General features: G+C 73.7%; 22 protein-coding genes. 16 read left to right on the forward strand and 6 right to left on the reverse strand.

Features of this window, described 5'->3' with window-relative positions; genetic code table 11:
* Window positions 1-32 precede the first annotated feature (32 nt).
* Window positions 33-1,124: a glutamate--cysteine ligase gene (locus tag OG710_RS28470; RefSeq protein ID WP_330241910.1), complete on the forward strand. Its 1,092-nt coding sequence runs from the start codon at window positions 33-35 to the stop codon at window positions 1,122-1,124.
* Between the two features lie 33 nt (window positions 1,125-1,157).
* Here the strand turns inward: OG710_RS28470 and OG710_RS28475 are convergent, their stop codons facing one another.
* The 3 genes from OG710_RS28475 to OG710_RS28485 are packed head-to-tail and all read right to left on the reverse strand — an operon-like array spanning window position 1,158 to window position 4,907.
* Window positions 1,158-2,636, reverse strand: a complete 1,479-nt coding sequence (locus OG710_RS28475) for an aminotransferase class I/II-fold pyridoxal phosphate-dependent enzyme (protein ID WP_330241911.1) — start codon at window positions 2,634-2,636, stop codon at window positions 1,158-1,160.
* Between the two features lie 52 nt (window positions 2,637-2,688).
* A complete protein-coding gene (locus OG710_RS28480; protein WP_330241912.1) occupies window positions 2,689-3,576 on the reverse strand; it encodes a glucose 1-dehydrogenase in 888 nt (295 codons plus the stop codon).
* A gap of 14 nt (window positions 3,577-3,590) precedes the next feature.
* On the reverse strand, window positions 3,591-4,907 hold the full coding sequence (locus OG710_RS28485) for a cytochrome P450 (protein WP_330241913.1): 1,317 nt from the start codon (window positions 4,905-4,907) through the stop codon (window positions 3,591-3,593).
* A gap of 377 nt (window positions 4,908-5,284) precedes the next feature.
* Here OG710_RS28485 and OG710_RS28490 point away from each other — a divergent pair, with 377 nt between their 5' ends.
* The 6 genes from OG710_RS28490 (at window position 5,285) to OG710_RS28515 (ending at window position 10,142) form a co-directional block, all read left to right on the forward strand.
* The gene (locus OG710_RS28490) at window positions 5,285-5,464 is read left to right on the forward strand and encodes a hypothetical protein (RefSeq protein ID WP_330241914.1); all 180 of its coding nucleotides are present in this window, start codon (window positions 5,285-5,287) and stop codon (window positions 5,462-5,464) included.
* A gap of 54 nt (window positions 5,465-5,518) precedes the next feature.
* A complete protein-coding gene (locus OG710_RS28495; RefSeq protein ID WP_330241915.1) occupies window positions 5,519-6,709 on the forward strand; it encodes an alcohol dehydrogenase catalytic domain-containing protein in 1,191 nt (396 codons plus the stop codon).
* Window positions 6,710-6,764: 55 nt separating this feature from the next.
* Complete coding sequence (locus tag OG710_RS28500) at window positions 6,765-7,802, forward strand: NAD-dependent epimerase/dehydratase family protein (RefSeq protein ID WP_330241916.1); 1,038 nt, start codon at window positions 6,765-6,767, stop codon at window positions 7,800-7,802.
* Between the two features lie 75 nt (window positions 7,803-7,877).
* Entirely contained in the window at window positions 7,878-8,414 is a 537-nt protein-coding gene (locus tag OG710_RS28505) for a cysteine hydrolase family protein (protein WP_330242366.1), read from the forward strand.
* A 34-nt stretch (window positions 8,415-8,448) separates the two neighbouring features.
* Window positions 8,449-9,117: an HAD family hydrolase gene (locus OG710_RS28510; protein WP_330241917.1), complete on the forward strand. Its 669-nt coding sequence runs from the start codon at window positions 8,449-8,451 to the stop codon at window positions 9,115-9,117.
* Window positions 9,118-9,176: 59 nt separating this feature from the next.
* Window positions 9,177-10,142 (forward strand): LLM class F420-dependent oxidoreductase, encoded by a 966-nt coding sequence (locus OG710_RS28515; RefSeq protein WP_330241918.1) that lies wholly within the window; start codon window positions 9,177-9,179, stop codon window positions 10,140-10,142.
* Between the two features lie 7 nt (window positions 10,143-10,149).
* On the opposite strand, the gene OG710_RS28520 is transcribed toward OG710_RS28515, so the two are convergent.
* On the reverse strand, window positions 10,150-10,752 hold the full coding sequence (locus OG710_RS28520; RefSeq protein ID WP_330241919.1) for a DUF6328 family protein: 603 nt from the start codon (window positions 10,750-10,752) through the stop codon (window positions 10,150-10,152).
* 87 nt (window positions 10,753-10,839) lie between these two features.
* Entirely contained in the window at window positions 10,840-11,166 is a 327-nt protein-coding gene (locus OG710_RS28525) for a plasmid stabilization protein (RefSeq protein ID WP_330241920.1), read from the reverse strand.
* Window positions 11,167-11,448: 282 nt separating this feature from the next.
* Between OG710_RS28525 and OG710_RS28530 the strand changes: the two genes are divergently transcribed.
* The 8 genes from OG710_RS28530 to OG710_RS28565 all read left to right on the forward strand — a co-directional run bounded on the left by OG710_RS28530 (window position 11,449) and on the right by OG710_RS28565 (window position 22,921).
* Entirely contained in the window at window positions 11,449-14,553 is a 3,105-nt protein-coding gene (locus OG710_RS28530; RefSeq protein WP_330241921.1) for an FAD-binding and (Fe-S)-binding domain-containing protein, read from the forward strand.
* 11 nt (window positions 14,554-14,564) lie between these two features.
* Window positions 14,565-16,370 carry a thiamine pyrophosphate-requiring protein gene (locus OG710_RS28535; protein WP_330241922.1) on the forward strand — a complete coding sequence of 602 codons (1,806 nt, stop codon included), beginning with the start codon at window positions 14,565-14,567 and terminating at the stop codon, window positions 16,368-16,370.
* On the forward strand, window positions 16,367-17,494 hold the full coding sequence (locus OG710_RS28540) for an enolase C-terminal domain-like protein (RefSeq protein WP_330241923.1): 1,128 nt from the start codon (window positions 16,367-16,369) through the stop codon (window positions 17,492-17,494). Before OG710_RS28535 ends, OG710_RS28540 begins: the two co-directional genes overlap by 4 nt.
* Window positions 17,495-17,519: 25 nt before the next feature.
* Window positions 17,520-19,310: a glycoside hydrolase family 15 protein gene (locus OG710_RS28545; RefSeq protein ID WP_330241924.1), complete on the forward strand. Its 1,791-nt coding sequence runs from the start codon at window positions 17,520-17,522 to the stop codon at window positions 19,308-19,310.
* Entirely contained in the window at window positions 19,307-20,308 is a 1,002-nt protein-coding gene (locus OG710_RS28550) for an SDR family oxidoreductase (protein WP_330241925.1), read from the forward strand. Before OG710_RS28545 ends, OG710_RS28550 begins: the two co-directional genes overlap by 4 nt.
* A 6-nt stretch (window positions 20,309-20,314) precedes the next feature.
* Window positions 20,315-21,199, forward strand: a complete 885-nt coding sequence (ligD, locus tag OG710_RS28555; protein ID WP_330241926.1) for a non-homologous end-joining DNA ligase — start codon at window positions 20,315-20,317, stop codon at window positions 21,197-21,199.
* A gap of 38 nt (window positions 21,200-21,237) precedes the next feature.
* Window positions 21,238-21,849, forward strand: coding sequence for an endonuclease (locus OG710_RS28560; protein WP_330241927.1), 612 nt, complete (start codon window positions 21,238-21,240; stop codon window positions 21,847-21,849).
* Between the two features lie 193 nt (window positions 21,850-22,042).
* Window positions 22,043-22,921, forward strand: coding sequence for an eCIS core domain-containing protein (locus OG710_RS28565; RefSeq protein WP_330241928.1), 879 nt, complete (start codon window positions 22,043-22,045; stop codon window positions 22,919-22,921).
* 37 nt (window positions 22,922-22,958) lie between these two features.
* On the opposite strand, the gene OG710_RS28570 is transcribed toward OG710_RS28565, so the two are convergent.
* Window positions 22,959-24,299: a COG1470 family protein gene (locus OG710_RS28570; RefSeq protein ID WP_330241929.1), complete on the reverse strand. Its 1,341-nt coding sequence runs from the start codon at window positions 24,297-24,299 to the stop codon at window positions 22,959-22,961.
* A 211-nt stretch (window positions 24,300-24,510) separates the two neighbouring features.
* Here OG710_RS28570 and OG710_RS28575 point away from each other — a divergent pair, with 211 nt between their 5' ends.
* Entirely contained in the window at window positions 24,511-25,137 is a 627-nt protein-coding gene (locus OG710_RS28575; RefSeq protein WP_330241930.1) for a helix-turn-helix transcriptional regulator, read from the forward strand.
* Window positions 25,138-25,236: the final 99 nt, after the last annotated feature.

The following is a 25,236-nucleotide window of genomic DNA, read 5'->3' on the forward strand; positions in this document are numbered from 1 at the left end:
CCCCCCCCGGCCGATCGAGCATGGAGGACACGATGGTGCGGACAGTGGGTGTCGAGGAGGAGCTGCTGCTCGTCGACGAGCAGAACGGCGATCCCCGCTCTCTCTCGATGGCCGTCCTGGCCCTCGCGGAGCGGCGCGCCGAAGGCGACTCCGGCTTCGAACAGGAGCTGCACCGCCAGCAGGTGGAGTTCGCCACGGAGCCGCGCTCCGACATGCGGGAACTCGCGGACGAGATCCTGCGCCGGCGGGCGGAGGCGGCCCGCAGCGCCGCCGAGGCCGGGGGAGCGGTCGTCGCCCTCGCCACCGCCCCGCTGCCCGTCAACCCGTCCATCGGCGAGGGCGAACGCTACCGCTGGCTGGCCGACACCTACGGGCTGACCACGCAGGAGCAGCTGACCTGCGGATGCCATGTGCACGTCTCCGTGGAGTCGGACGAGGAGGGCGTCGGCGTACTGGACCGCATCCGGCCCTGGCTCGCCGTCCTGCTCGCCCTCAGCGCCAACTCGCCGTTCTGGCAGGGCCAGGACACCACGTACAGCAGCTACCGCAGCCGGGTGTGGGGCCGCTGGCCCTCCTCCGGGCCGGTGGAGGTCTTCGGCTCCGCGCGCCGCTACCACGACGAGGTCCAGGCGCTCGTGGACACCGGCGTCCTGCGCGACAAGGGGATGATCTACTTCGACGCCCGGCTCTCGCACCGGTACCCCACCGTCGAGGTCAGGGTCGCCGACGTGTGCCTGGACCCCGCCGACGCCGCGCTGCTCGCCACCCTGGTCCGGGCCCTGGTCGACACGGCGGCCCGTGCCTGGCGGGCGGGCGAGCCGCCGGAGCCGTACGGCGTCGGGCTGCTGCGCATGGCCGCCTGGCAGGCCGGCCGCTCCGGCCTGGAGGGGCCGCTGCTGCACCCGGCCACCATGCGCCCCGTGCCCGCGCCGGACGCGGTGCGCGCCCTGCGCGCCCATGTGCGGGACGCGCTGGAGGACAGCGGAGACCTGACGGCGGCCGCGGAGGGGGCCGAGCGGGTGCTGGAGCGGGGCACCGGGGCCCGCATCCAGCGCGACGCGCTCGCCCGTACCGGAAGCCTGCGCGACGCCGTCGCCGAGTGCGTCGTCAGGACGCGCGGCTGAGCGGCGCGAGGCGCCCGGCGGTACGCGGGGCCGTCAGGCGTCCTCGTCCGCGCACACCCGTACGGTGTGCAGCTCCGGGTCCGCCGGGTCCGGCAGGTTCATCCCCGCCTCCAGGCCGGTCAGGAGATAGCGCACGACGGGCCGGGTCAGCCGTTCGCCGGGCAGCACCACCGGGATGCCCGGCGGATAGGGCGTGATCATCTCGGCCGCGATCCGGCCCACGGCCCGTTCCACCGGCACGTCCTCGGTCTCGGTGAAGTAGGCGTCGCGGGGGAGCCGTGCCTGCTCCATCCGCAGCTCGGCCGGCGACGGCACGGCGACTTCGGGGCCGCGCGGCAGCGAGGGGGCCTGCCGGGCCAGGTCGCGCAGCGCGGTCGTGAGCCGTTTCGCCGTCTCCGCGTCGTCGCCGTGGGTGAGCTGGGCGCTGACCCGCCGGTGGTCCATCAGATGCGCGTCCAACTGGTGGTGTTCGCGCAGCCAGTCCGCCGCCCGGTAGCCGGAGATCCCGAGCCCGGCGATGTCGATGACGACCGGCAGCGGGTCGAACTCGGCGCCGGCGCCCGGTCCGCAGAAGTCGTCCCGGTCGTTGACGTGCATGCCGTCGATCGACTCGATCTCCTCGCGCACGGACGCGGCGAGGTCCAGCGCGTGCGACATCAGCGCGTGCCCCTCCCGCACCATCTGCCGCCGCCAGCCGTCCATACCGGCGTACAGCAGGACGGACGGGCTGGTCGTGCCCAGCAGATCCGCGCGCGAGGCCAGCGTGTCGTGGTCGATCAGATCGCCGCGCAGATGGAAGACCGAGCCCTGCTCCAGACCGCTGCCCATCTTGTGGATGCTGGTGACGCAGACGTCCGCGCCCGCGTCCATCGCCCACGTCGGCAGATCCGGATGGAACGGCAGATGCGCGCCCCACGCCTCGTCCACGACGAGCGGACGCCCGCGCCGGTGGCAGACCTCGGCGATGGCCCGCAGATCCGCGGCGACCCCGTACGGCGTGGGGCTGGTGACCAGTGCGCCGCGCGCGTCCGGATGCTCCTCGAAGGCCCGCTCGTACGCCTCGGCGGACGGCGGATGCGCGAGGTGGCGTTCGGTGTCCCACTGCGGCTCGACCCAGACCGGCCGGATGCCGGACAGGATCAGCCCGGAGACGACCGCCTTGTGCGCGTCCCGCCCCACCAGGAGCTTCTGGCCGTGGGCGGCGACGCTCAGCATCGCCGCCTTCACCGACAGGGAACTGCCGCACGTCGAGAAGAACGCGTGCTCCGCGTGGACGGCGTCGGCCATCAGATCCTCGGCCCGCTGCAGCACACCCGACTTCATCCGCCGGTCGTCGAGCCCGCCGCTGGCCAGCACGTCACCGAGGAACACGGCGTCGCCGAGCACCTCCCTGACCTCCGGCGCCGCACCCCGCGCCTGCTTGTGGCCGGGGGGAGTGAACCCCAGCTCCCCCCGCTGCCGATAGGCGGCCAGGGCGTCCAGGACCGGTGCTTCCTCATGATTCCTCGTCATACCTACCGCCTTTCCCGTCGTCCCGGATCGATCCGCTCGTCACCCGGAAGGGTTACGGGAGCGGGGTTCCGCCGGTCGCGTTCACGATTTCCCCGGTGATGAAACCCGCCCGGTCCGACGCCAGGAACACATACGCCGGAGCCATCTCGGCCGGCTGGGCGGGGCGCCCGAGCGGGCTCTGCTTCCCGAACTCGCGGGTGTCGGGCAGCGTCGCCGGAATCAGCGGCGTCCACACCGGGCCGGGGGCCACGGCGTTCACCCGGATGCCGTCGGGCGCCAGCATCTGCGCCAGACCGTGCGTGAAGGTCACGATGGCGCCCTTGGTCATGGCGTAGTCCAGCAGATGCGGACTCGGCCGGTACGCCTGCACCGACGTGGTGTTGATGATCGAGCCGCCGGCCGGGATGTGCGGCAGCGCCATCTTGCACAGCCAGAACATCCCGTACAGGTTGGTGCGCAGCACCCGGTCGAACTGCTCCGTGGAGATGGCGGCGATGCCACCGGACTGGGCCATCTGGTACGCGGCGTTGTTGACGAGCACGTCGATGCGCCCGAACTCCTGCACCGCGCTGCCGATCAGGGCCCGGCACTGCTTCTCGTCCCGGATGTCGCACGCCTCCGTCAGCGCCTGCCGGCCGGCCTCCTCGACCAGCCGGGCCGTCTCCCGCGCCTCGTCCTCCTCGGGCCCGAGATGCGTGATCAGCACATCGGCCCCCTCACGGGCGAAGGCCAGCGCGACGGCCCGGCCGATCCCGGAGTCGCCCCCGGTGATGACGGCCCTGCGGCCCTCCAGGAGCCCGTGGCCCAGGTAGGAGTCCTCGCCGTGGTCCGGCGGCGGGTCCATGGGGCCGGTCCAGCCGGGATGCTCCTGCTCCTGCTGCGGGAAGTCGGGCTTCGGGTGGCGCTCGGTGGGGTCCTGGCCCGGTGCGGACTCGGTCATGGGGTCTTCCTCCGTCACTGATCGCGGAATGGGTGCTGCGGGCCGGGCCACCGCACGTCCTCGATGACGAACCCGCTGCGGGGCGCGGTCGGAATCCGGCCCAGCGGAATCGACAGGTCCTGCTCCGGCACCCGGTACGACAGGTCCGCCAGCGGCACCGCGAGCGCCGAAAGCACGGCGAGGGTGATGTCCTCACCCGGACAGCGGTGCCCGGTCGCCGGGTCCCCACCACCCTGCGGAACCAGCTCGTCCGGCCGCACGGGCGCGCCCCGGAAGCGGTCCGGGTCGAAGACGTACGGCCGGGGCCACAGGTCCGGGTCGTGGTTCTGGCCGTAGAGGTCGAGGAGCACCAGCGTGCCCGGCCGGATGGTGCGGCCCGCCCAGGTGAGCCGGTCGGCCGCCAGCCCGCCGACGAACGGCGCGAACGGGTAGAACCGCCGGACCTCCTGCGCGAAGGCCAGGGCGAACGCGGGATCGCCGCCCCGCAGCGCCACCCGGTGGCCGGGCCGGCGGTGCAGCGCGTGCGCGGCGAACACGGCGAACCAGGTGACCGCCACGGTCGGGCGCAGGATGTTGAGCACCTCGACGGCCGCCGTCCGGGCATCGAGGAGCGCGCCGCCGGCGTCGCGGTGGTGGACGACGGTGTGGAACGGGGTACCGCGCTCGCCGTCGCCCGCGGGCCGGCCGTCGCCGGAGTGCGAGGCGCGGACCGCGTGCCCGGCGCCGACCGCTGGGGCCGCCGCGTCGGCGCGTTCCGCCTCGACCAGCCGGGCCACCCGCCTCTCCTGGCGGCACCGGGCCCGCCGGGCACGCAGCCGGCGGGGCCCGGCGCTCGCGAACCCGTCCACCATGGCCACCAGATCGCGCGCCACGCCGTCCGCCCCGGCCTCCGGCAGCGGCACCCCGGCCCAGGCGTGCACGGCGCGCGTGAGCACCCCGGCCACCTCGTCGAACAGCACCACCCGGCCCCGGCCCGCCCAGCCGGCGGCGGCCCGCCGCCACTCCAGGCCGACGTGGTCGGTCAGGGCCCGCACGGCCGCCGGGTCGCTCAGCAGCCGGACGAACATGCCCTTGCGGACCCGGTGCGGCTCACCGTCCAGCGTGTGCACCGCGCCCTGCCCGAACAGGGTGTCGATGACCGGCTCGGGCAGCGCCCCGTGGCGGCGGATGTGCTTCTCGTCGTAGAAGAAGCGCACGGCCGCCGGGCCGTGCAGCGCGATCACCCGCCTGCCGAGCAGCCGGGTGCGGACCGGCGCGCCCCCGCCGCGCCGCCTGCGGTCGGGCAGCCACGCGTAGCCCTCCAGCAGCAGGGGCAGGGTGCTGTCGGCCATGAGGTCTCCGTAGAACATCCGTGGAACGGGGGCGGGAGGTGCGCGCGGTGGCGAGGCGGCCGGGGACGGGACGGGCCGGGCGCGCCCTTGTCGATCCTGGGCGCCCCCGGAGCGGCGCGCGACTCGGAGTCCGCTGGACGGCGCTGCGGCTGTGGTCCCAACCGGCAGCGCCTGCTCCCGCGTACGCCGGGAGCCTGGTGGCCGAGTACCCGCACCGGTCGCGGCCATGCGGGAACGGCCGGACCGCTTCCGGACGGCCGGCCCCGCGCCCCGGGGCCGAACCGGGCATTCCGGTTGAACCCGCGTTCTGCGGGAACCCGGCCCTCGGAAGACCGGGCGGGCCCGCCCGCACGACGACCGGGAGGAACCGAGCAGACATGGGACGGCATGCCGAAATCGTCCGCGCCCTGGCCATGAGGGCGACGGGGGCGAAACTCAGATCGGACGGCGCGGCCCTGGGCGACGAGGCCCTGAAGGCGGAGGGACGCCGGCGCGAGACCGCCGGACGGATCGCCCGGGCCGAGGCGAAGGCGGCCCGGCGCACGGCCCGCCACTGAACCGGCGCCCCGAACGCCGGCCGACCCCCTCACCCGACAGCGAGGAGACCACTCATGCGTGCACTGACCTGGCAGGCGAAGCGCGACGTCCGCGTCGAGACCGTTCCCGACCCGGTCATCCAGGACCCGACCGACATCATCATCCGGGTCACCTCCACGGGCATCTGCGGATCGGACCTCCACCTGTACGAAGTCCTCGGGCCCTACCTCGACCCCGGCGACATCCTGGGCCACGAGGCGATGGGCGTCGTCGAGGTCACCGGACCGGACGTGACCGCCGTGGCACGCGGCGACCGCGTCGTCATCCCGTTCAACGTCTCCTGCGGCACCTGCTTCATGTGCGCCCAGGGCCTGCACTCCCAGTGCGAAACCACCCAGGTCCGGGCGTACGGCACAGGCGCCGCGCTCTTCGGCTACACCAAGCTGTACGGGCAGGTGCCCGGCGGACAGGCCGAACTGCTGCGCGTACCCTTCGGCAACACCCTGCCCGTCAAGGTGCCCGAAGGGCCACCCGACGACCGCTTCGTCTATCTGTCGGACGTGCTGCCCACCGCCTGGCAGGCCGTCGAGTACGCCGCGATCCCGCCCGGCGGCAGCGTCACCGTCCTCGGACTCGGCCCCATCGGCGACATGGCGGCCCGCATCGCCCTCCACCGAGGCGCCGGCCTGGTCATCGGCGTGGACCTCGTCCACGAACGCCTCGCCCGCTCCGCCGCGCGCGGCGTCCAGGTCCTCGACCTCGGCCGCTACGGCAAGGACCTGCCGCAGGCCGTCCGGGACCTCACCGGCGGACGCGGCACCGACGCGGTCATCGACGCCGTCGGCATGGAGGCGCACACCACCGGCACGCCGATCGGCAAGGCCGGCCAGTGGGCGACCGGGCTGCTCCCCGACGCGGCGGCCCGCAAACTCATGGAACACGCGGGCATCGACCGCCTCTCCGCCCTCCTCACCGCGATCGACGCGGTGCGCAGGGGCGGCACCATCTCCGTCTCCGGCGTGTACGGCGGCGCCGCCGACCCGCTGCCCCTGCTCACCCTGTTCGACAAGCAGATCCAGTTGCGCATGGGACAGGCGAACGTGAAGCGCTGGGTGCCCGACATCCTCCCCCTGCTCGGGGACGACGACCCGCTGGGCGTCGACGGCTTCGCCACCCACCATCTGCCGCTGGAGGACGCGCCGAAGGCGTACGAGACGTTCCAGGCGAAGGCCGACGGCATGGTCAAGACGCTCCTGCGGCCCTGACCCCGGCGCACACCGCGCCGGGCCCGGCAACCGCGGCGCGACGGAAGGAGTCACCGTGAACGCATCGCAACGGCCGCGCGTCGTCGTCACGGGCGCGACCGGCAACGTCGGCACCAGCCTCGTCCGCGCCCTGGCACAGGACCCGGACATCGGCTCGGTCCTCGGACTGGCCCGGCGGCTGCCCGACCTCACCCTCCCCGGCGTCGAGTGGGGCCGGGTGGACCTCTCCCGCCCCGACAGCACCCACAGACTCGGCTCCCTGTTCACCGGCGCCGACGCCGTCGTCCACCTGGCCTGGCGCTTCCAGCCCACCCACGACCCCGTCGTCACCTGGCGCAGCAACGTCGAGGGCACCCTGCGGGTCATCGACGCCGTGCGCACGGCCGGCGTCCCCGCCCTGGTTCACGCCTCCTCCGTGGGCGCGTACTCGCCGGGCCCCAAGCGGGAGCCCGGAGTCGACGAGGGATGGCCGACCCACGGCTGGCCCGACGCCGCGTACTGCCGGGAGAAGGCCTACCTGGAACGCGTCCTGGACACCTTCGAGCTGCGCCATCCGCAGATCCGGGTGGTGCGGATGCGGCCCGGCTTCCTGTTCAAGGAGACCGCCGCACCCGAACAGCGCCGCATCTTCGGCGGCAAGTACCTCCCCGGCGTACTGCTCCGCCCCGACCTGCTGCCCTTCGTCCCCGACCTCGACGGGCTGCGGTTCCAGGTGCTGCACACCGACGACGCGGCCGAGGCGTACCGGCTGGCCGTCCTCGGCGAGGTGCGCGGCCCCTTCAACCTGGCCGCCGACACCGTCACCGACGCCCGTGCGCTCGGCGAACTCCTCGACGCGCGAGTGGTGCGCGCACCCGTCCCGCTGATACGCGGCGCGCTGGCGACCGCCTGGCACGCACGGGCGGTCCCGGCCTCGCCGCACCTCTTCGACGCGGTGCTGCGCCTGCCGGTCATGGACTGTGCCCGGGCGCACGAGGAGCTGGGCTGGCGGCCGCGCCACTCGGCGTCCGAGGCGCTGGCGGCCTTCCTGCGCGGCGTCGTACGGGGCGAGGGCGAGGCCACCGCGCCGCTGGCCGGCAGCCGGTGGAGCTGAGGGAGGGCGCCGGGGCGTACGCGCCCTTCGCCGGCGCGTTCGCCGGGTCGGGCGGGCGGTGCCACCATGGCAACCATGTCCCGCAAGGCGCTCATCGTCATCGACATGATCAACCCGTACGACCACGAGGACGCCGAACTCCTGCTGCCGTCCGCCGAGCGGGCCGTGCCCGTCATCGCGGACATGCTGAAGGCGGCACGGGACAGCGGCACGCTCGTGATCTACGCCAACGACAACTTCGGCGACTGGCGCTCGCACCACGGGGAGATCGTCGAGGCGGCCCTGGCGGGCGCCCGCCCCGACCTCGTCGAACCGCTGCTGCCCGACGAGAACGCGCTCTTCGTCGTCAAGGCCCGGCACTCCATCTTCTACGAGACGCCCCTGCCCTACCTGCTCCACCAGCTGGACGCCGGGCATCTCGTGCTGACCGGCCAGGTGACCGAGCAGTGCATCCTCTACTCCGCGCTGGACGCGCACATCCGCCACCTGGACCTGACCATCCCCGAGGACGGCGTCGCCCACATCCACGCCGACCTGGCCGACGCGGCCCTGCGGATGACCGAACGCAACATGGGCGCCCGCGTGTGCGCCTCCGAGGACATCGATCTGTGACACCGGCGGGGCACGCCGGCGGGAAGGGAACCCCATGACGCGCGCCGCGCTGTTCGACGTGGACGGCACCCTCGTGGACACCAACTACCTGCACGTCACCGCGTGGTGGGAGGCGTTCCGGCAGACCGGGCACACCGTGGCGATGCCCGCGATCCACCGGGCCATCGGCCTCGGCTCCGAGGACCTCGTCGCCCATCTGCTGGGACCGGGCCGCGACCGGGGCCAGGACGCGGACATCGCAGCCCGGCACTCCACGCTGTACGCCACCCACTTCGAACGCCTGGCCCCCGTCGAAGGCGCCGTCGACCTGCTGCGCGCCCTGGCCGGCCAGGGCTGGACCATCGTCCTGGCCACCTCCGCGTCCGGGCCCGAGCTCGCGGCCCTGCGGCGCGCCCTCGACGCCGACGACGTCATCTCCGGCACGGCCGCCTCCGACGACGTGGACACGGGCAAGCCCGCCCCGGACCCGATCCGCCACGCCCTGGACATCGCCGGGGCCGCCGGCGAGGAGGCCGTGTACATCGGGGACTCCGTCTGGGACATGAAGGCCGCGACCAGGGCCTCGGTGCCCGCCATCGGCCTGCTCTCGGGCGGCATTCCCGCGGCGGACCTGGAGGCGGCCGGCGCCGTCGAGATCCACGACACCCCCGCCGCCCTGCTGGGCCGCCTCGACACCAGCGTCCTCACGCGGATGCGGTCCTAGGGCGCCTTTCGCGCCCTGGCACCACGTTTCGTCCGCCGGGGATCGGTAACCCATCCCATATGGTGCAATTCGGATACACGATGATGACCGAGCAGTCGGGGCCGCGCGCCCTGGTCGCCGACGTGGTGGCGGCCGAGGAGGCGGGCTTCGACTTCTCCGTGACCTCCGACCACTACTTCCCCTGGCTCGCCTCCCAGGGCCACGCCCCGTACGCCTGGAGCGTGCTCGGGGCCGCCGCGCAGGCCACGACGCGCATCCCGCTGATGACGTACGTGACCTGTCCGACGACCCGCTACCACCCCGCCGTCGTGGCGCAGAAGGCCGCGACGCTGCAACTGCTCTCCGAAGGGCGCTTCCGGCTCGGGCTCGGGTCCGGCGAGAGCCTGAACGAACACGTGGTGGGCGGCGGCCGGCCGGACGCCCGGGTGCGCCTGGACAAGCTCGAAGAGGCGGTCGAGATCATCAAGGCGCTCCTGTCCGGCGGCTACGTCAACCACCACGGCGCCCACTTCGATGTGGAGAACGCCAAGCTGTGGGACCTGCCCGACGTGGCCGTCCCGCTCGGGGTCGCCGTCTCGGGCGACCGCTCCTGCGAGATCGCCGGCCGGCTGGCGGACCTCGTCATCGCCACCGAACCCAAGGAGGAGCTGCTCACCGACTTCGACCGGCACGGCGGCGGCGGAAAGCCCCGCGTGGGACAGATCCCCGTCTGCTACGACACCGACCGCGACGCGGCGGTGGAACGCGCCCACGACCAGTTCCGCTGGTGCGTCGGCGGCTGGAAGGTCAACTCCGAGCTGCCCGGCCCCTCCGCCTTCGAGCAGGCCACCCAGTACGTCCGGCCCGACGACATCGCGCACGCGGTGCCCTGCGGCGACGACGTGGGACAGTTCGTCGAAGCGGTCCGCCCCTTCGTCGACGCGGGGTTCACCGAGGTCGCCCTCGTCCAGATCGGCGGCGACCACCAGAAGCCGTTCATCGACTGGGCGCGGGAGAAACTGCTGCCGGCCCTGCGCGCCATGTGACGCCTGGTCACTTCCCGTCTCCGGAATCGGAGACGGAATCAGAGACGGAATCAGAGACGGAATCAGAGGCGGAATCAGAGGCGGAGGCGGAGTCGGCGGCGGAACGCCCGTTGGCCGACCTGGCCAGCGCCCAGGCGGGAAACACGAACCAGCAGACGAACGACCACAGCGCCATCCCGCCCACCAGCCACAGCGCCAGCTGGTTGTGCAGCGCCACGCGCATGATCAGCAGCAGCGCCGAGCACATCGTGCAGAACAGCAGCACCAGCCCGAGCAGGGTGAGCCGCGACGCCCACACCACGGTCTCCGGCTTCAGATGGCGACCGGTGAGCAGCCGGTGGAAGCAGACCGGCCCGATCAGCGCGGCGGCCGTCGCCGAACCCAGGAGCACGGTCACGACATAGATCGTCCGGTCCGCCTCCGGCAGCGTCGTGAAGCGGGGCTGGAACACCACGGCCAGCAGGAAGCCGAAGAGGATCTGCACACCCGTCTGGGCCACCCGCAGCTCCTGGAGCAGCTCCGTCCAGCGCCGGTCCGCCCTCTCCTCGGTCGTCTCGTCGCGCCCCTCGCGGGCGCCGTTCCCGCCCACGCCCACACGTCCGTTGTCCATCCGCGGTCTCCCTCCCATGCGCCGAAACCTCTGTGCGCGGGCCGTGAGGCCCGCGCACAGAGGTGTTCTCCGGCCACGCCCGCTCGTTCAGCGGCTGACGGCCTTGAGGAGCTGCTCCTTGTTCATCGTGGAGCGGCCCTCGATGTTCTTCTTCTTCGCCTCTTCGTACAGCTGGTCCTTCGTGCGACCCTGCGCGCCCTTGTGCGAGCGCTCACCGCCGCGCTGGGAGGCGGACTTGGGGTCGCGCGTCGACGTCCTGCTCGCCGTCTTCGACTCACCGGAACGGGCGCGCTCCTTGTTCACGGTGCGGGCGGCGATCTCCTTGGCGCGCTTCTCGGAGGTGCCGCGCTTCTCCGCGCTCTCCTTCACGTGCTCGTACTGGCGCTCACGCTTGGGGCTCGATCCTGCCGGCATGACGCAGTCCTCCTCGCTCTCGTCCTCGGCCCTCGGGGGTGTCCATCCGGGTTGCCGGAGGGGCCACGTCCGAAACATGGCACCGCCCCGGCGGCGGCGCCCACCGGACCGGGCGGTCGGGTGACGCCCCGCACCGCCCGTACCGCCGCCCGACCGGTTCCGCAGGGCTGATCGGGGCAGCCGCCGCGATGTCCGCACGTGAACCCGCCGACTTCGGGTACCGGGGTTCCTGCGAGCCCTCTGGCCGGCCGGGCCCGGGGCCCATGGACGAGGAGGAACCGGATGACCACGGGAGGGAACGCCCCGGCGGACGGGCAGCGCGGCAGGAGCACGGAAGCGGCGCCCGACCTCCGGTCCCTCCGCCGCGAACTGGACCGGCGCGTCGACGGCGAGGTCCGCTTCGACGCCGGCAGCCGGGGCGCCTACGCGACCGACGGCTCCAACTACCGCCAGGTCCCCCTCGGCGTCGTCGTCCCCCGCACCGTCGACGCGGGAGCCGAAGCGGTCGCCGTCTGCGCCCGGCACGGCGTACCCGTGCTCTCACGCGGCGGCGGCACCAGCCTCGCCGGACAGTGCACCAACGCCGCCGTGGTCATCGACTGGACGAAGTACTGCCACCGGCTGGAGTCCGTCGACGCGTCCGCACGCACCTGCGTGGTGGAGCCCGGCATCGTGCTCGACGAACTCAACCGCCGGCTGGCGGACCGGGGCCTGCGGTTCGGCCCCAAACCCTCCACGCACAGCCACTGCTCCCTCGGTGGAATGATCGGCAACAACTCCTGCGGCGCGTCCGCGCAGGCGTACGGCAAAACCGTCGACAACGTGCGCCGGCTGGAGATCCTCACCTACGACGGGCTGCGCTGCTGGGTCGGCCCCACCAGCGACGAGGAGTACGCCCGGATCGTCGAGCGGGGCGGCCGCCGCGCCGAGATCTACCAGGGGCTGCGCCGCGTCATCGACGCCCACCTGGCCGACGTCCGTCAGGGCTTCCCCGCCATCCCGCGCCGGGTCTCCGGCTACAACCTCGACTCGCTGCTGCCCGAGAAGGGCTTCGACCTGGCCCGCGCCCTCGTCGGCAGCGAGGGCACCCTCGTCACCGTGCTGCGCGCCGAACTCGACCTGGTGCCCGTACCGCCCCACGAGGCGATGCTCGTCCTCGGCTACCCCGACATCTGCGCGGCCGCCGACGACGTCCCCCGCCTGCTGGCACACAGTGCGCCGACCCAACTGGAGGCACTGGACGGCCGGATGGCACAGCTCATGCGCGAGGAGGACAGCCACGTGGCGTCGCTGGCCACCTTCCCGGAGGGCGACAGCTGGCTGCTCCTCCAGTTCAGCGGCGACACCCAGCAGGACGTCGACCGGCAGGCGCGCGACCTGCTGAAGGCGCTCGGCCGCGACGAGGACGACCCCACCGTGACCTTCTCCGACGACCCGCCGCGCGAACGCCGGATGCTCAAGGCGCGCGAGGCCGGGCTCGGCGTCACCGCCCGGCCACCGGACGGACGGGAGACCTGGGAGGGCTGGGAGGACTCCGCCGTACCGCCCGACCGGCTCGGCGACTACCTGCGCGACCTGAAGAAGCTCTTCGCCGAGTTCGACTACGACCACCCTTCCCTCTACGGCCACTTCGGACAGGGCTGCGTGCACACCCGCATCCCCTTCGCCCTCAAGACCGCCGACGGCGTCGACTCCTTCCGGCGGTTCCTGTTCCGGGCCGCCGACCTCGTCGCCTCCTACGGCGGCTCGCTCTCCGGCGAGCACGGGGACGGGCAGTCGCGCGGCGAACTGCTGCCCCGCATGTACGGGGAACGGCTCGTCGCCGCATTCGGCGAGGTCAAGGCGCTCCTCGACCCGGACAACCGGATGAACCCCGGGAAGGTCGTCGCCCCGTACCGCACCGACGAGAATCTGCGGCTCGGCCCGCACTGGCGGCCCGCGAACGACGCGACCCACTTCCACTACCCGCACGACGAGGGCTCCTTCAACCGGGCCGTGATGCGCTGCGTCGGCATCGGCAACTGCCGCTCCCACAGCGGCGGCGTGATGTGCCCCTCCTACCGGGCGACCGGCGAGGAGGAACACTCCACCCGCGGCCGGGCCCGGCTGCTCTTCGAAATGCTCGGCGGCCACCGCGACACCCCCGTCACCGACGGCTGGCGCTCCACCGAGGTCCGCGACGCGCTCGACCTCTGCCTCGCCTGCAAGGGCTGCAAGTCCGACTGCCCGGTGGGCGTGGACATGGCCACGTACAAGTCCGAGTTCCTGGCCCACCACTACGCGGGGCGGCTGCGGCCCACCGCGCACTACTCGCTGGGCTGGCTCCCCCTCTGGGCGCGGCTCTCCCGCCTCGCCCCGCGCCTGGTCAACGCGGCGCTCGACGCCCCCGGCCTCCGGCGCGTCGCCAAGCGCCTCGCCGGAATCGCCGCCGAACGGCAGCCACCCGCCTTCGCCGAGGAGTCGTTCGTCCAGTGGTGGCGGGCCCGCGGCACCCCGGAACCCGACCCGGCCGACCCCCGGACCGTGGTGCTGTGGCCGGACACCTTCACCAGCTCCTTCCACCCCGGCATCGCCCGCGCGGCCGTCCGCGTCCTGGAGGACGCCGGCTTCCGGGTCGCCGTCCCCGAGCGCGCCGTGTGCTGCGGGCTCACCTGGATCTCCACCGGCCAGCCCGCCACCGCCAAGAAGGTGCTGCGCCGGACCGCCGACGTGCTGCGCCCCTGGCTGGAGGCCGGCACCCCCATCGTCGGCCTGGAACCGTCCTGCACCGCCGTCTTCCGCTCCGACGCACCCGAACTGATGCCGCACGACCAGGACATCCAGCGCCTCGCCGGGCAGTTCCGCACCTTCGCCGAACTCCTCGTCAACGACGCCCCCGAGGACTGGCGGCCGCCCGTCCTGACCCGGCAGGCCACCGTACAGACCCACTGCCACCAGCACGCCGTCACCAAGTTCGACGCCGACCGCGAACTCATGCGCCGGGCCGGACTGGACGCCGACGTGCTGGACGAGGGCTGCTGCGGACTTGCAGGCAACTTCGGCTTCGAACACGGCCACTACGACCTGTCCATGCGGATCGGCGAGCAGGGCGTCCTGCCCGCCGTCCGGGGCGCAGCGCCCGACGCCCTGGTCGTCGCCGACGGATTCAGCTGCCGTACCCAGATCGAACAGGGCGCCACCGGCCGCCGCGCCATGCACCTGGCCGAAGCGCTCGCGCTCGCCCTCGACGGACCGCTGCCGGCCGACCACCCCGAGAAGGCCACCGCCCGGCCCGCCCGCCCGGACCCGGCCGCGAGCCGGCTGGTCACGGCCGCCGTACTCACCGCGCTCGGCACGGCCGCGTACACCGCACTGCGCCGCAACCGCAGCACGACGCACCACCGATAGGAGAAGAGAACATGGCGACCAAGGTCTCCGACTACATCCTGCAGCGCCTGCGCGAGTGGGACGTCGACCACGTCTTCGCCTACGCCGGCGACGGGATCAACGGATTGCTCGCCGCCTGGGGGCGGGCGGAGAACAAGCCGAAGTTCATCCAGGCCCGGCACGAGGAGATGGCCGCGTTCGAAGCCGTCGGCTACGCCAAGTTCTCCGGCAGGGCCGGCGTCTGCGCCGCCACCTCCGGCCCCGGCGCGATCCACCTCCTCAACGGCCTGTACGACGCCAAACTCGACCACGTCCCCGTCGTCGCGATCGTCGGCCAGACCAACCGCAGCGCCATGGGCGGCTCCTACCAGCAGGAAGTGGACCTGCTGAGCCTCTACAAGGACGTCGCGTCCGAGTTCTGCGAAATGGTCACCGTCCCCGAACAGCTGCCCAACGTCATCGACCGCGCCATGCGCACCGCGTACGCCAAGCGCACCGTGACCGCGGTCATCGTCCCGGCCGACGTCCAGGAACTGGACTACTCGCCGCCCACCCACGCGTTCAAGATGGTGCCCTCCAGCCTCGGTGCGAGCAGCTACGCGCCCGTCCCCGCCGAGGACGACATCGCCCGCGCCGCCGACGTGCTGAACGCCGGCGAGAAGGTGGCCATCCTGATCGGGCAGGGCGCGCGGGGCGCACGCGCCGAGGTCGAGCGGCTGGCCGAGGTGCTGGGCGCGGGCGTCGCCAAGGCACTGCTCGGCAAGGACGTCCTGCCCGACGACCTGCCGTACGTGACCGGCTCCATCGGACTCCTCGGCACCCGCCCCAGCTACGAACTGATGCAGGGCTGCGACACCCTGCTCGTGATCGGCTCCAGTTTCCCGTACACCCAGTTCCTGCCCGAACTCGACCAGGCCCGCGCGGTACAGATCGACATCGACCCCTTCATGATCGGACTGCGCTACCCGTTCGAGGTCAACCTCATCGGCGACGCCCGCGCCACGCTCGACGCCCTGCTCCCGCGCCTCAAGCGCAAGAAGCACGGCTCCTGGCGCAAGAAGATCGAGAAGGACACCGCCAAGTGGTGGGAGGTCATGCGCCGCCGCGCCGCCGTCGAAGCCGACCCCGCCAACCCCGAGTACGTCGTCCACGCGCTCGACGCCCTCCTCCCGGACAACGCCGTCGTGGCCGCCGACTCCGGCTCCGCAGCCAACTGGTACGCCCGCCACCTCCGCTTCCGGGGCTCCATGCGCGGCTCCCTCTCCGGCACGCTCGCCACCATGGGCCCCGGCGTGCCCTACGTCATCGGCGCCAAGTTCGCCCACCCCGACCGGCCCGCCATCGCACTGGTCGGGGACGGCGCGATGCAGATGAACGGCATGGCCGAGCTGATCACCATCGCCAAGTACTGGCAGGAGTGGAAGGACCCGCGCCTCGTCGTCGCCGTCCTCAACAACGAGGACCTCAACCAGGTCACCTGGGAGATGCGCGCCATGTCCGGCGCCCCGCAGTTCCTGCCCTCCCAGTCGCTGCCCGACGTCCGCTACGCCGACTTCGCCCGCTCCGTCGGCCTGGACGGGCAGCGTGTCGAGAAGCCGGAGCAGGTCGAGGACGCCTGGCACCGCGCCCTGGCCTGCGACCGGCCGTTCGTCATCGACTTCCGCACCGACCCCGCGGTCCCGCCCATCCCGCCGCACGCGAGCCTCGACCAGATCGAGGCGGCCGCCACCGCGATCCTCAAGGGCGACAGCGACCGCGCCGCCATGGTGCGCCAGGGCTTCAAGGCCAAGGTCCAGGAGATCCTGCCCGGCCACCACGAAGGGCGTTCGGGCAAGTGACCCCGCGCCCCGGCGGTGCGGACGCCCCCCTGGTCGACCGGGTCGAGACCGCCGTGTACACCGTGCCCACCGACGCCCCGGAGGGCGACGGCACCCTGGCCTGGGACGAAACCACCCTGATCCTGGTCACGGTGGGCTCCGGCCGGACGCACGGCCTCGGCTACACCTACGGGGCGCCCGCCACCGCCGCGGCCGTCGACCAGCTCCTCGCCGGCATCGTCACGGGCCGCAGCGCCTGGGACGTCCCCGCCGCCAACGAGGCCATGAGCCGGGCCGTCCGCAACGCCGGCCGCCCCGGCCTCGTCGCCCAGGCGCTGTCCGCCGTCGACATCGCCCTCTGGGACCTCAAGGCCCGCCTCCTGGACCTGCCGCTGACCCGGCTCCTCGGCGCCACCGTCCCCGAGGTCCCCGTCTACGGCAGCGGCGGCTTCACCCCGTACGACGACGCACGGCAGGACCGGCAACTGCGCGACTGGGCACAGACCCGGGGAATCCCGCGCGTCAAGATCAAGATCGGCGAGTCGTGGGGCCGCGAGGAGCGCCGCGACCTGCACCGGATCGCCGCCGCCCGCCGCAGCATCGGCGACACCGCCGAGCTGTACGTGGACGCCAACGGCGCCTACACCCGCAAACAGGCCATCCGCGTGGCGCGGGCCTTCGAGGAGTACGGCGTCACCTGGTACGAGGAACCCGTCTCCTCCGACGACCCCACCGGGCTCGCCCGGATCGGGGCCGCCACCACGGCCGATGTCGCCGCCGGCGAATACGGCTACGCCCTGCCCCACTTCTGGCACCTGGTCACCGCCGGCGCCGTGGACTGCCTCCAGGCCGACGCCACCCGCTGCGGCGGCATCACCGGCTGGCTGCGCGCCGCCGCCCTCGCGGAGGCCGCCGGACTCGACATCTCCGGGCACTGCGCACCGCACGTCCACGCCCACGCCGCCGCGGCCGTCCCCAACCTCCGCCATCTGGAGTGGTTCCACGACCACGTCCGCATCGAGGACATGTTCTTCGACGGCGCGCTCGACCCGGCCGGCGGCACCGTCCGCCCCGGCACCTCCGGCGCACCCGGCCACGGACTGGAACCCCGCACCGAGACCGCGGAACGCTACCGCGTCCGGTGACCGGCCGGACCGCACGAGGAGGCGCATGACCCGCCCGCACGCCCCGCACCACAACCCGCCGCCCCACGTACTGCGCGAGTACGCCCTGATCGCCGACGGGGAGCGCGGCGCGCTCATCGGCCCCCAGGGCGACATCGCCTGGCTGTGCGCCCCGCGCTGGGACTCCGGCGCGGTCTTCGCCGCCCTCATCGGAGGCCGCGGCCACTACACCGTCACCCCGCGCGCCCGCTTCGTCTGGGGCGGCTCCTACGAACCGGGCACCCTGATCTGGCGCAACCACTGGGTCACCGCGCACGGCGTCGTCGAGTGCCACGAGGCGCTGGCCTTCCCCGGCGACCCGCGCCGCGCCGTCCTGCTGCGCCGCGTCCACGCGGTGGAGGGCGACGCGCGGGTGACCGTGACCCTGGAACCGTACGCGGAGTACGGCGCCCACCCGCCGCGCGGCGTACGGCACGAGCGGCCCGGCGTCTGGAGCGGCCGCACCGGCCCCCTCCACTGGCGCTGGACCGGCGCCACCGACGCCCGCCCCGGAAGCGACGGCCGCCACACCACGGGGCTGGCGGCGGAGCTGACCGTACCGGCGGGCCGCCACCACGACCTGGTCCTCGAACTCTCCGCGGACCGGCCCGGCGAGGAGCCCGTGGACGCCGACCGGGTCTGGCACGCCACCCGTGACGCCTGGGCCCGCGCCGCCCAGCCGCTGCCCGACTGCCTCGCCCCCGACGACACCCGCCACGCCCACACCGTGCTGCGCGGGCTCACCGGCGCCTCCGGGGGCATGGTCGCCGCGGCCACCACCAGCCTCCCCGAACGCGCCGAGGCCGGCCGCAACTACGACTACCGCTACGTGTGGATGCGCGACCAGTGCTACGCCGGACAGGCCGCCGCCGCGGCCGGCGCACACCGGCTGCTCGACGACGCCGTACGCTTCGTCGCCGCCCGCCTCCACGAGGACGGCCCCCGCCTCGCCCCCGCCTACACCGTCACCGGCGCACCCGTGCCCGACCAGGAGACGCTGCCCCTCCCCGGCTATCCGGGCGGCGGCCACCGGATCGGCAACCACGTCAACCGGCAGTTCCAGCTCGACGCGTTCGGCGAGGCCCTGCTCCTGTTCGCCGCCGCCGCACGGGCCGGCCGGCTCGGACCGGACGGCCGGCGCGCCGCCGACATCGCCGTGGCCGCCGTCGAGGCCCGACACCAGGAGCCCGACGCCGGCATCTGGGAGCTGGACGACCGGGCCTGGACCCACAGCCGCCTCATCTGCGCGGCCGGACTGCGCGCCCTCGCCACGACCGTGAGGGGCCCGCAGGCCGCCTCCTGGGCCGGACTCGCGGACACCCTGACCGCCCGGACCGCCGCCACCAGCACCCATCCCACCGGCCGCTGGCAGCGCGCCCCCGACGACCCCGGGCTCGACGCCGCCCTGCTGCTGCCCGCCGTCCGGGGCGGCATCGGCGCCCGCGACCCGCGAACCGTCCGCACGCTCGACGCCTACCGGGCCGAGCTGACCCACGACTACTACGCGTACCGCTTCCGGCACGACGAACGGCCGCTGGCCGAGGCCGAGGGCGCGTTCCTGCTCTGCGGCCACCTCATGGCCCTGGCCGAGCACCAGCAGGGCAACGAGCGGGAGGCGGTGCGCTGGTTCGAACGCAACCGGGCGGCCTGCGGGCCGCCCGGCCTGTTCACCGAGGAGTACGACATCGGCCGGCGCCAGTTGCGCGGCAACCTCCCCCAGGCATTCGTCCACGCGCTGATGCTCGAAACCTCCGTCCGACTCGCCGCACCGGCCCCCACCGAAGGAGAGACATCGTGAGCCAGAGCGTCGTCATCACAGGAGCGAGCGCAGGCATCGGCCGGGCGGTGGCCCGCGCCTTCGGGGCGCGCGGGGCCGATGTGGCCCTGCTCGCCCGAGGACGGGCCGGTCTCGACGCGGCCGCCCGCGAGGTGGAGGAGGCCGGCGGGCGCGCGCTGGCCGTCCCCGTCGACGCGGCCGACCACCGCGCGGTCGAAGCCGCGGCGAACGAGGCCGTACAGGCCTTCGGCCGGATCGACGTCTGGGTCAACGTCGGCTTCGCCTCCGTCTTCGCCCCCTTCACCGAGATCGAGCCCGAGGAGTACGAACGGGTCACCCGGGTCACCTATCTCGGGTTCGTCAACGGCACCCGCGCCGCGCTCGCCCACATGCGGCCGCGCGACGCCGGGACCATCGTCCAGGTCGGCTCGGCGCTCGGCGAGCGGTCCATCCCGCTCCAGTCCGCTTACTGCGGCGCCAAGCACGCCATCAACGGCTTCACCTCCTCGCTGCGCACCGAACTCATGCACGAGGGCAGCAACGTCCGCGTCACCGTGGTGCAGATGCCGGCCGTCAACACCCCGCAGTTCTCCTGGGTCCTGTCCCGGATGCGCGGCAGGCCGCAGCCCGTCCCCCCGATCTACCAGCCGGAGGTCGCCGCCGACGCCGTCCTGCACGCCGCCGACCACCCCGGCCGCAAGCAGTACTACGTGGGCTCCAGCACCGTCGCCACCCTGGTCGCCAACAAGTTCGCCGCCGGGCTCCTCGACCGCTACCTCGCCCGTACCGGCTTCGACTCCCAGCAGACCGACGAGGAAGGCGACAACCCCGACCACAACCTGTGGCACCCGGTGGACGACACCACCGACCACGGGGCGCACGGCACCTTCGACCGGGAGTCCCACCGCCACGACCCGCAACTGTGGGCCTCCCGCCACCCCGCCCTCGCCGCGGCCCTGGCGGCCGGAGCCGTCTCCGGCGCCACGGCCCTGGGACTGCGCGCGGCCCGGAGCCGGTGAACGGCCGTGACGGCACGGAAGATCCCCGCGATCAGCCGCCCGGACAAGGTCCTCTTCCCGGACGACGGCATCACGAAGGCCGACCTCGCCGGGTACTACCGCACCATGGCCCGCAGGATGCTGCCCCAGCTCCGCGACCGCCCCCTCATGCTGGAACGCTTCCCCGACGGGATCGGCGGCCACGGCTTCATGCAGAAGGACGTCCCCGACCACTTCCCCGACTGGGTCCGCCGCGTCGAACTCCCCAAGGAGGGCGGCACCGTCAGCTACCCCGTCGCCGACGACACCGCGACGCTCGTTTACCTCGCCGGACAGGCCACCATCACCCCGCATCGCTTCCTCTCCCGCGCCGACCGCCCCCACCACCCGGACCGCCTGGTGTTCGACCTCGACCCGCCCGGCGACGACTTCGCCCCGGTCCGCGAAGCCGCCCACGCCCTGCACGGACTCCTGGACGAGCTGGAACTGCCGTCCCTCGTCATGACCACCGGCTCCCGCGGCCTGCACGTCGTGGTCGCCCTCGACCGCCGGGAATCCTTCGACGCCGTACGCGCCTTCGCCCGCGCCGCCGCCGACGCGCTCGTCGCCCGCCGCCCCGACCGCTTCACCACCGAGGCCCGCAAGAAGGAACGCGGCGACCGCCTCTACCTCGACGTCCAGCGCAACGCCTACGCCCAGACCGCCGTCACGCCCTACGCCGTCCGGGCCCGCCCCGGCGCCCCCGTCGCCGCCCCGCTGAGCTGGGAGGACCTCGACGACCCGGCGCTCGGCGCCCGCCGCTGGACCCTCCGCGACACCGACGCGCTCCTGGCGCGCAACCCCTGGCACGACCCGCCGAGGCCCCGCTCCCTGCGCCGGGCCCGCACCCTGCTCGACGCGCCGACCCCGTAGCACAGACCCCGTAACACCGAACCACCACGGAGGCCAACATGTCCGCATCGACGACCGTGCGCCGCCTGCTGGACGAGCACGGCCGGACGTACGCCGACGAGGCCGGCATCCGGCTGCGCGACACGCCCATGCCGCTGTACCAACTGCTCACGCTGTGCGTGCTCCTCTCGGTCCGCATCAAGGCCGACATCGCGGTGGCCGCCGCCCGCGAACTCTCCGCCGCCGGGATGCGCACCCCCCGCGCGATGGCGGACGCCGACTGGCAGGACCGGGTGGACGCGCTGGGCCGCGCCCACTACCGGCGCTACGACGAGAGCACCGCCACCGCCCTCGGCGACGGCGCCCGGCTCGTCCTCGACCGGTACCGCGGCGACCTGCGCCGGCTGCGCCAGGACGCCGGGGGAGACCCGGGGAAACTGCGCGAACTGCTGCGCGAGTTCCCCCGGATCGGGCCCGTGGGCGCCGACATCTTCAGCCGCGAGGCCCAGGGGCTGTGGCCCGAACTGCGCCCGGCGTTCGACCGGCGCGCCCAGGACGCCGCCGAAGGACTCGGGCTGCCGCACACCCCGGACCGGCTCGCCGCCCTCGTCGAGGACGAGGACCTGCCCCGGCTCGCCGCAGCGCTCGTCCGGGTCGGGCTCTCCTCCTGACACCCCGCCGCACCCCGCGCCGGAGGCCCGTCCGTACCGCCCCGCTGCCCGAAGAGGCATCCGGCCGTGCCCCGCGCCGGACGGAGCCGGGCTGGACGGGGCAGCGGGGCGTCCACCAGGGTGGAAGGCCGAGAGGAGCGGGCGGTCAGCCGCGACCGCGCGGCGTGGGCCTGCCCCGGTGCGGTCAGGGGAGATGACGGTGAACGCACAGGACCACGACCACGAGCACGACCACGAACGGGACCACCACACCCCGCCCAGGGACACCGGCGACGCCTACGAGCGCCCGACACCCGGACACCTCCACGACGCGACCGCCACCGGCCCCGCCCGCGCGGAGACCGGCGACGCCGGACCCGACGCGCACCACCTCTTCCGGGCCGCCGCCACCGGCCGCGCCGATGTGGTGGGCACCGCCGGCATGGGCGCCCTCCAGCGCACGGTCGGCAACGCGGCGCTGGCCCCGGTGATCCAGCGCGCCCGGTCGGCCGCGCCGGAGGAGGCCGAGGAGGCCGCCGCGCCGCGCTCGCCCGTGCACGACGTCGTCGGGTCCGGCGGCGGAACCCCGCTGGACACCGAGACACGCGTGGACATGGAGAGCCGGATGGGCGCCGACTTCTCCGACGTACGCATCCACAACGACGGCGCCGCGCACGAATCGGCGAAGGGCGTCGGCGCGCACGCCTACACCGTCGGCAACGACGTCGTCTTCCAGCGCGACGCCTACGACCCGTCGTCGCCCCGGGGCCGGACGACGCTGGCGCACGAGCTGACCCATGTCATCCAGCAGCGCAGCGGACCCGTCGAGGGGACCGAGGCGCCCGGCGGCATCCGGGTCAGCGACCCGTCCGACCGCTTCGAGCGCGAGGCGGTCGCCAACGCCGACCGGGTCCTCGCCGACCCGGCACCGGCCGCCACCACGACCCCAGCCGCCGCCGCACCGGCCGCCCCGGCCGTCCAGCGCGCCGCCACCGAGGACGAGGACGAGCAGCCCGCCGACGTCCAGGGCTCCTTCGTCCAGCGCGCCGAGGAGAAGAACCCGGAGGAGGAAGAGGAGGCCCCACCGGCCTGACCGCCGCCGGGCGGACGGGTCTCCTCCGGACGCCGCGTCAGCCGGCGTCGGCGTTCCGCATCGTGCCGCCGAGGAACATCGACTCCGCGCACCGCGCGGGCGCCTGCGCGCCCACCGGCTTGCCCACCTTGCGGCAGTCGATCGTCATCGTGACCTTGCCGCCCGCAGGGACCAGGATCGGCGTCACGAAGTGGTAGTCGGAGTCACGGAAGTTCTCCAGACCCAGGCTCAGCACCCGGGTCTCCCGGCCGGCCGAGACGACCAGGGTTCCGGCGTCGCCCTGCGGGTTCTGCACGACGATGTCGGTCAGCTGGAACACCTTCCCGGCCGGCACCGTGATCGCCGTCCCGCTGTTCGGGCCGCCGCCCAGCGAGTCCTGCACCCGCACCTGCGCGCTCGTCGGCGTCGCCGCCCCCGCGTCGGAGTCCGCGTCGCCCGCCGCCGAAGGGCTCGGCCGGGCCGAGGGCTTCGCCTCGCCGCCGCCCGACCCCGTACCGGCGGAATCGCCGCCGCCCGCACCGGAACCGCCCGGCCCGCCCTGCTCCGGGGCCTTGCTCTTCTCGGCCGCCGCGGCGGACCGTACCGCCTCCGGCGTGATCGCCTCGCGCGCCGCCGACTTCACCGCCGGACGCAGCAGCGCGTACCAGAGGCCGACCAGCGCGAGCACCAGCACGGCCGCCGTGATCAGGGCGCGGGGCAGCCAGCGGGGGAGCAGCGGCTCCTGCTCGTACGCGCCGTCCACCAGCACCGGCTCCACCGGGTCCAGGCCCTCGGCGACCTGCGTCGCGGCGAACACCTGGAAGGGATGCGTGACCGGCGTACCGCGCCACATCCGCTTGACCGGGCGCACCCGCAGCGTCGCGAACTCCGCCTTGCCCGGTGCCACCCGCAGCTCCGGCTCGGCGAACACCACCCGCGCCCGTTCGCTGCCGGGCTGCGCGCCCAGACGTACCGTCACCGGGGTGTTGCCCCGGTTGTCCACCGCCAGCTGGTGACGTCCGGCGCGCGCGCCGTGCGAGTTGCGCGGGACCAGTTCGGCCGTCGTCTCCGTGAACGGCAGCACGGTCACCCGGCCCTCGGGCACCACCGTCCCGTCCTGCTCACCGGTCGGCACCACCCGGACCCCGAACGGCGTCTCACCGGCCGGCACCGTCGAGTCGCGGGGCGGGCGCAGCATCAGTGAGACCGTCGCCGAGTCGCCCGGATACAGGGACAGGGAGGCCGGTTCCACCGCCGCCCAGGCGGCACAAGCGCCGACCACCTCGAAGCGGTACTCCTCGACGGTCGTACCGGAGTTGCGGACCTGGAGGGGGACGGCCGTCTCCTCGCCCGGTGCGGCGCTGACGGTGGACGCGTCGAGGCTTGCGGTGAGACTCATACGCGGACCGTAAGGTCGCCCCGTGCGGCGTACATCGGCCGCGAAGGAACACTTTCGGGCACATTGGCTGCCCCGGCCAGACTATGTGGTTTCCTTCTCAACGAAGGCGGGAATCTTCTGTCCGCCTCATCACCGGTGGGGCACACGAACACGGCTGTGAGGCGTGTGCAAGAAGAGAGCTTCCGGCCGTTTCCCAGGGGGGAGCACGGACATGGAGCGCACCACCGTCGCATTACGGGCCCAGGACCCGATCTCGCAAGCGGGCGTGGCCAGCCAGCTGAGAACACGGCCCGAGGTGAACGTCGTCGACTGGGACGAGGCCGCAGCGTCACCCGATGTCGTGGTCATGGTCGTGGACGCGGTCGACGAGGACGTTCTGACAACGTTGCGCCACATCCAGCGCACCACCGACTCGCGCGCGGTGCTCGTCACCACCGACATCGACGAACAGAAACTGGTCAGCGCCGCCGAGTGCGGGGTCGTCGGCGTCATCAGGCGCGCGGAGTCCACCTCCGAACACCTGGTGCAGGTCATCGAGACGGTCGCCCGCGGCGAGGGACACCTGCCCTCCGATCTGCTCGGCAGGCTCCTGGCGGAGGTCGGCCGGCTCCAGGGACAGGTACTGGCGCCGCGCGGACTGCACTTCACCGGGCTCGCCGCCCGCGAGGTGGACGTCCTGCGCCTGGTCGCCGAGGGCTACGACACCGCCGACATCGCCACCAAGCTGGCCTACTCCGAACGCACCATCAAGAACGTCCTGCACTCGGTGATGACCCGGCTGCAACTGCGCAACCGCTCCCACGCGGTGGCGTACGCGATGCGCCAGGGGCTGATCTGAGCCACGGCCCGGCCACGGCGGGGGCCGGGCGGCCGCCCCTGCCCCAAAGGGCAGCGGGCGCTACCCGCCGAAAGGGCTGACCTCCCGCTGTGCCCGGAG

The sequence above is a fragment of the Streptomyces sp. NBC_00525 genome (genome assembly GCF_036346595.1).
Classification (GTDB): domain Bacteria; phylum Actinomycetota; class Actinomycetes; order Streptomycetales; family Streptomycetaceae; genus Streptomyces.

Coding starts and splice junctions, on each gene's coding strand:
- OG710_RS28470 (WP_330241910.1), top strand. CDS start 33: ATGGTGCGGACAGTGGGTGTCGAGGAGGAGCTGCTGCTCGTCGACGAG.
- OG710_RS28475 (WP_330241911.1), bottom strand. CDS start 2,636: ATGACGAGGAATCATGAGGAAGCACCGGTCCTGGACGCCCTGGCCGCC.
- OG710_RS28480 (WP_330241912.1), bottom strand. CDS start 3,576: ATGACCGAGTCCGCACCGGGCCAGGACCCCACCGAGCGCCACCCGAAG.
- OG710_RS28485 (WP_330241913.1), bottom strand. CDS start 4,907: ATGGCCGACAGCACCCTGCCCCTGCTGCTGGAGGGCTACGCGTGGCTG.
- OG710_RS28490 (WP_330241914.1), top strand. CDS start 5,285: ATGGGACGGCATGCCGAAATCGTCCGCGCCCTGGCCATGAGGGCGACG.
- OG710_RS28495 (WP_330241915.1), top strand. CDS start 5,519: ATGCGTGCACTGACCTGGCAGGCGAAGCGCGACGTCCGCGTCGAGACC.
- OG710_RS28505 (WP_330242366.1), top strand. CDS start 7,878: ATGTCCCGCAAGGCGCTCATCGTCATCGACATGATCAACCCGTACGAC.
- OG710_RS28510 (WP_330241917.1), top strand. CDS start 8,449: ATGACGCGCGCCGCGCTGTTCGACGTGGACGGCACCCTCGTGGACACC.
- OG710_RS28515 (WP_330241918.1), top strand. CDS start 9,177: ATGGTGCAATTCGGATACACGATGATGACCGAGCAGTCGGGGCCGCGC.
- OG710_RS28520 (WP_330241919.1), bottom strand. CDS start 10,752: ATGGACAACGGACGTGTGGGCGTGGGCGGGAACGGCGCCCGCGAGGGG.
- OG710_RS28525 (WP_330241920.1), bottom strand. CDS start 11,166: ATGCCGGCAGGATCGAGCCCCAAGCGTGAGCGCCAGTACGAGCACGTG.
- OG710_RS28530 (WP_330241921.1), top strand. CDS start 11,449: ATGACCACGGGAGGGAACGCCCCGGCGGACGGGCAGCGCGGCAGGAGC.
- OG710_RS28535 (WP_330241922.1), top strand. CDS start 14,565: ATGGCGACCAAGGTCTCCGACTACATCCTGCAGCGCCTGCGCGAGTGG.
- OG710_RS28545 (WP_330241924.1), top strand. CDS start 17,520: ATGACCCGCCCGCACGCCCCGCACCACAACCCGCCGCCCCACGTACTG.
- OG710_RS28560 (WP_330241927.1), top strand. CDS start 21,238: ATGTCCGCATCGACGACCGTGCGCCGCCTGCTGGACGAGCACGGCCGG.
- OG710_RS28565 (WP_330241928.1), top strand. CDS start 22,043: ATGACGGTGAACGCACAGGACCACGACCACGAGCACGACCACGAACGG.
- OG710_RS28570 (WP_330241929.1), bottom strand. CDS start 24,299: ATGAGTCTCACCGCAAGCCTCGACGCGTCCACCGTCAGCGCCGCACCG.
- OG710_RS28575 (WP_330241930.1), top strand. CDS start 24,511: ATGGAGCGCACCACCGTCGCATTACGGGCCCAGGACCCGATCTCGCAA.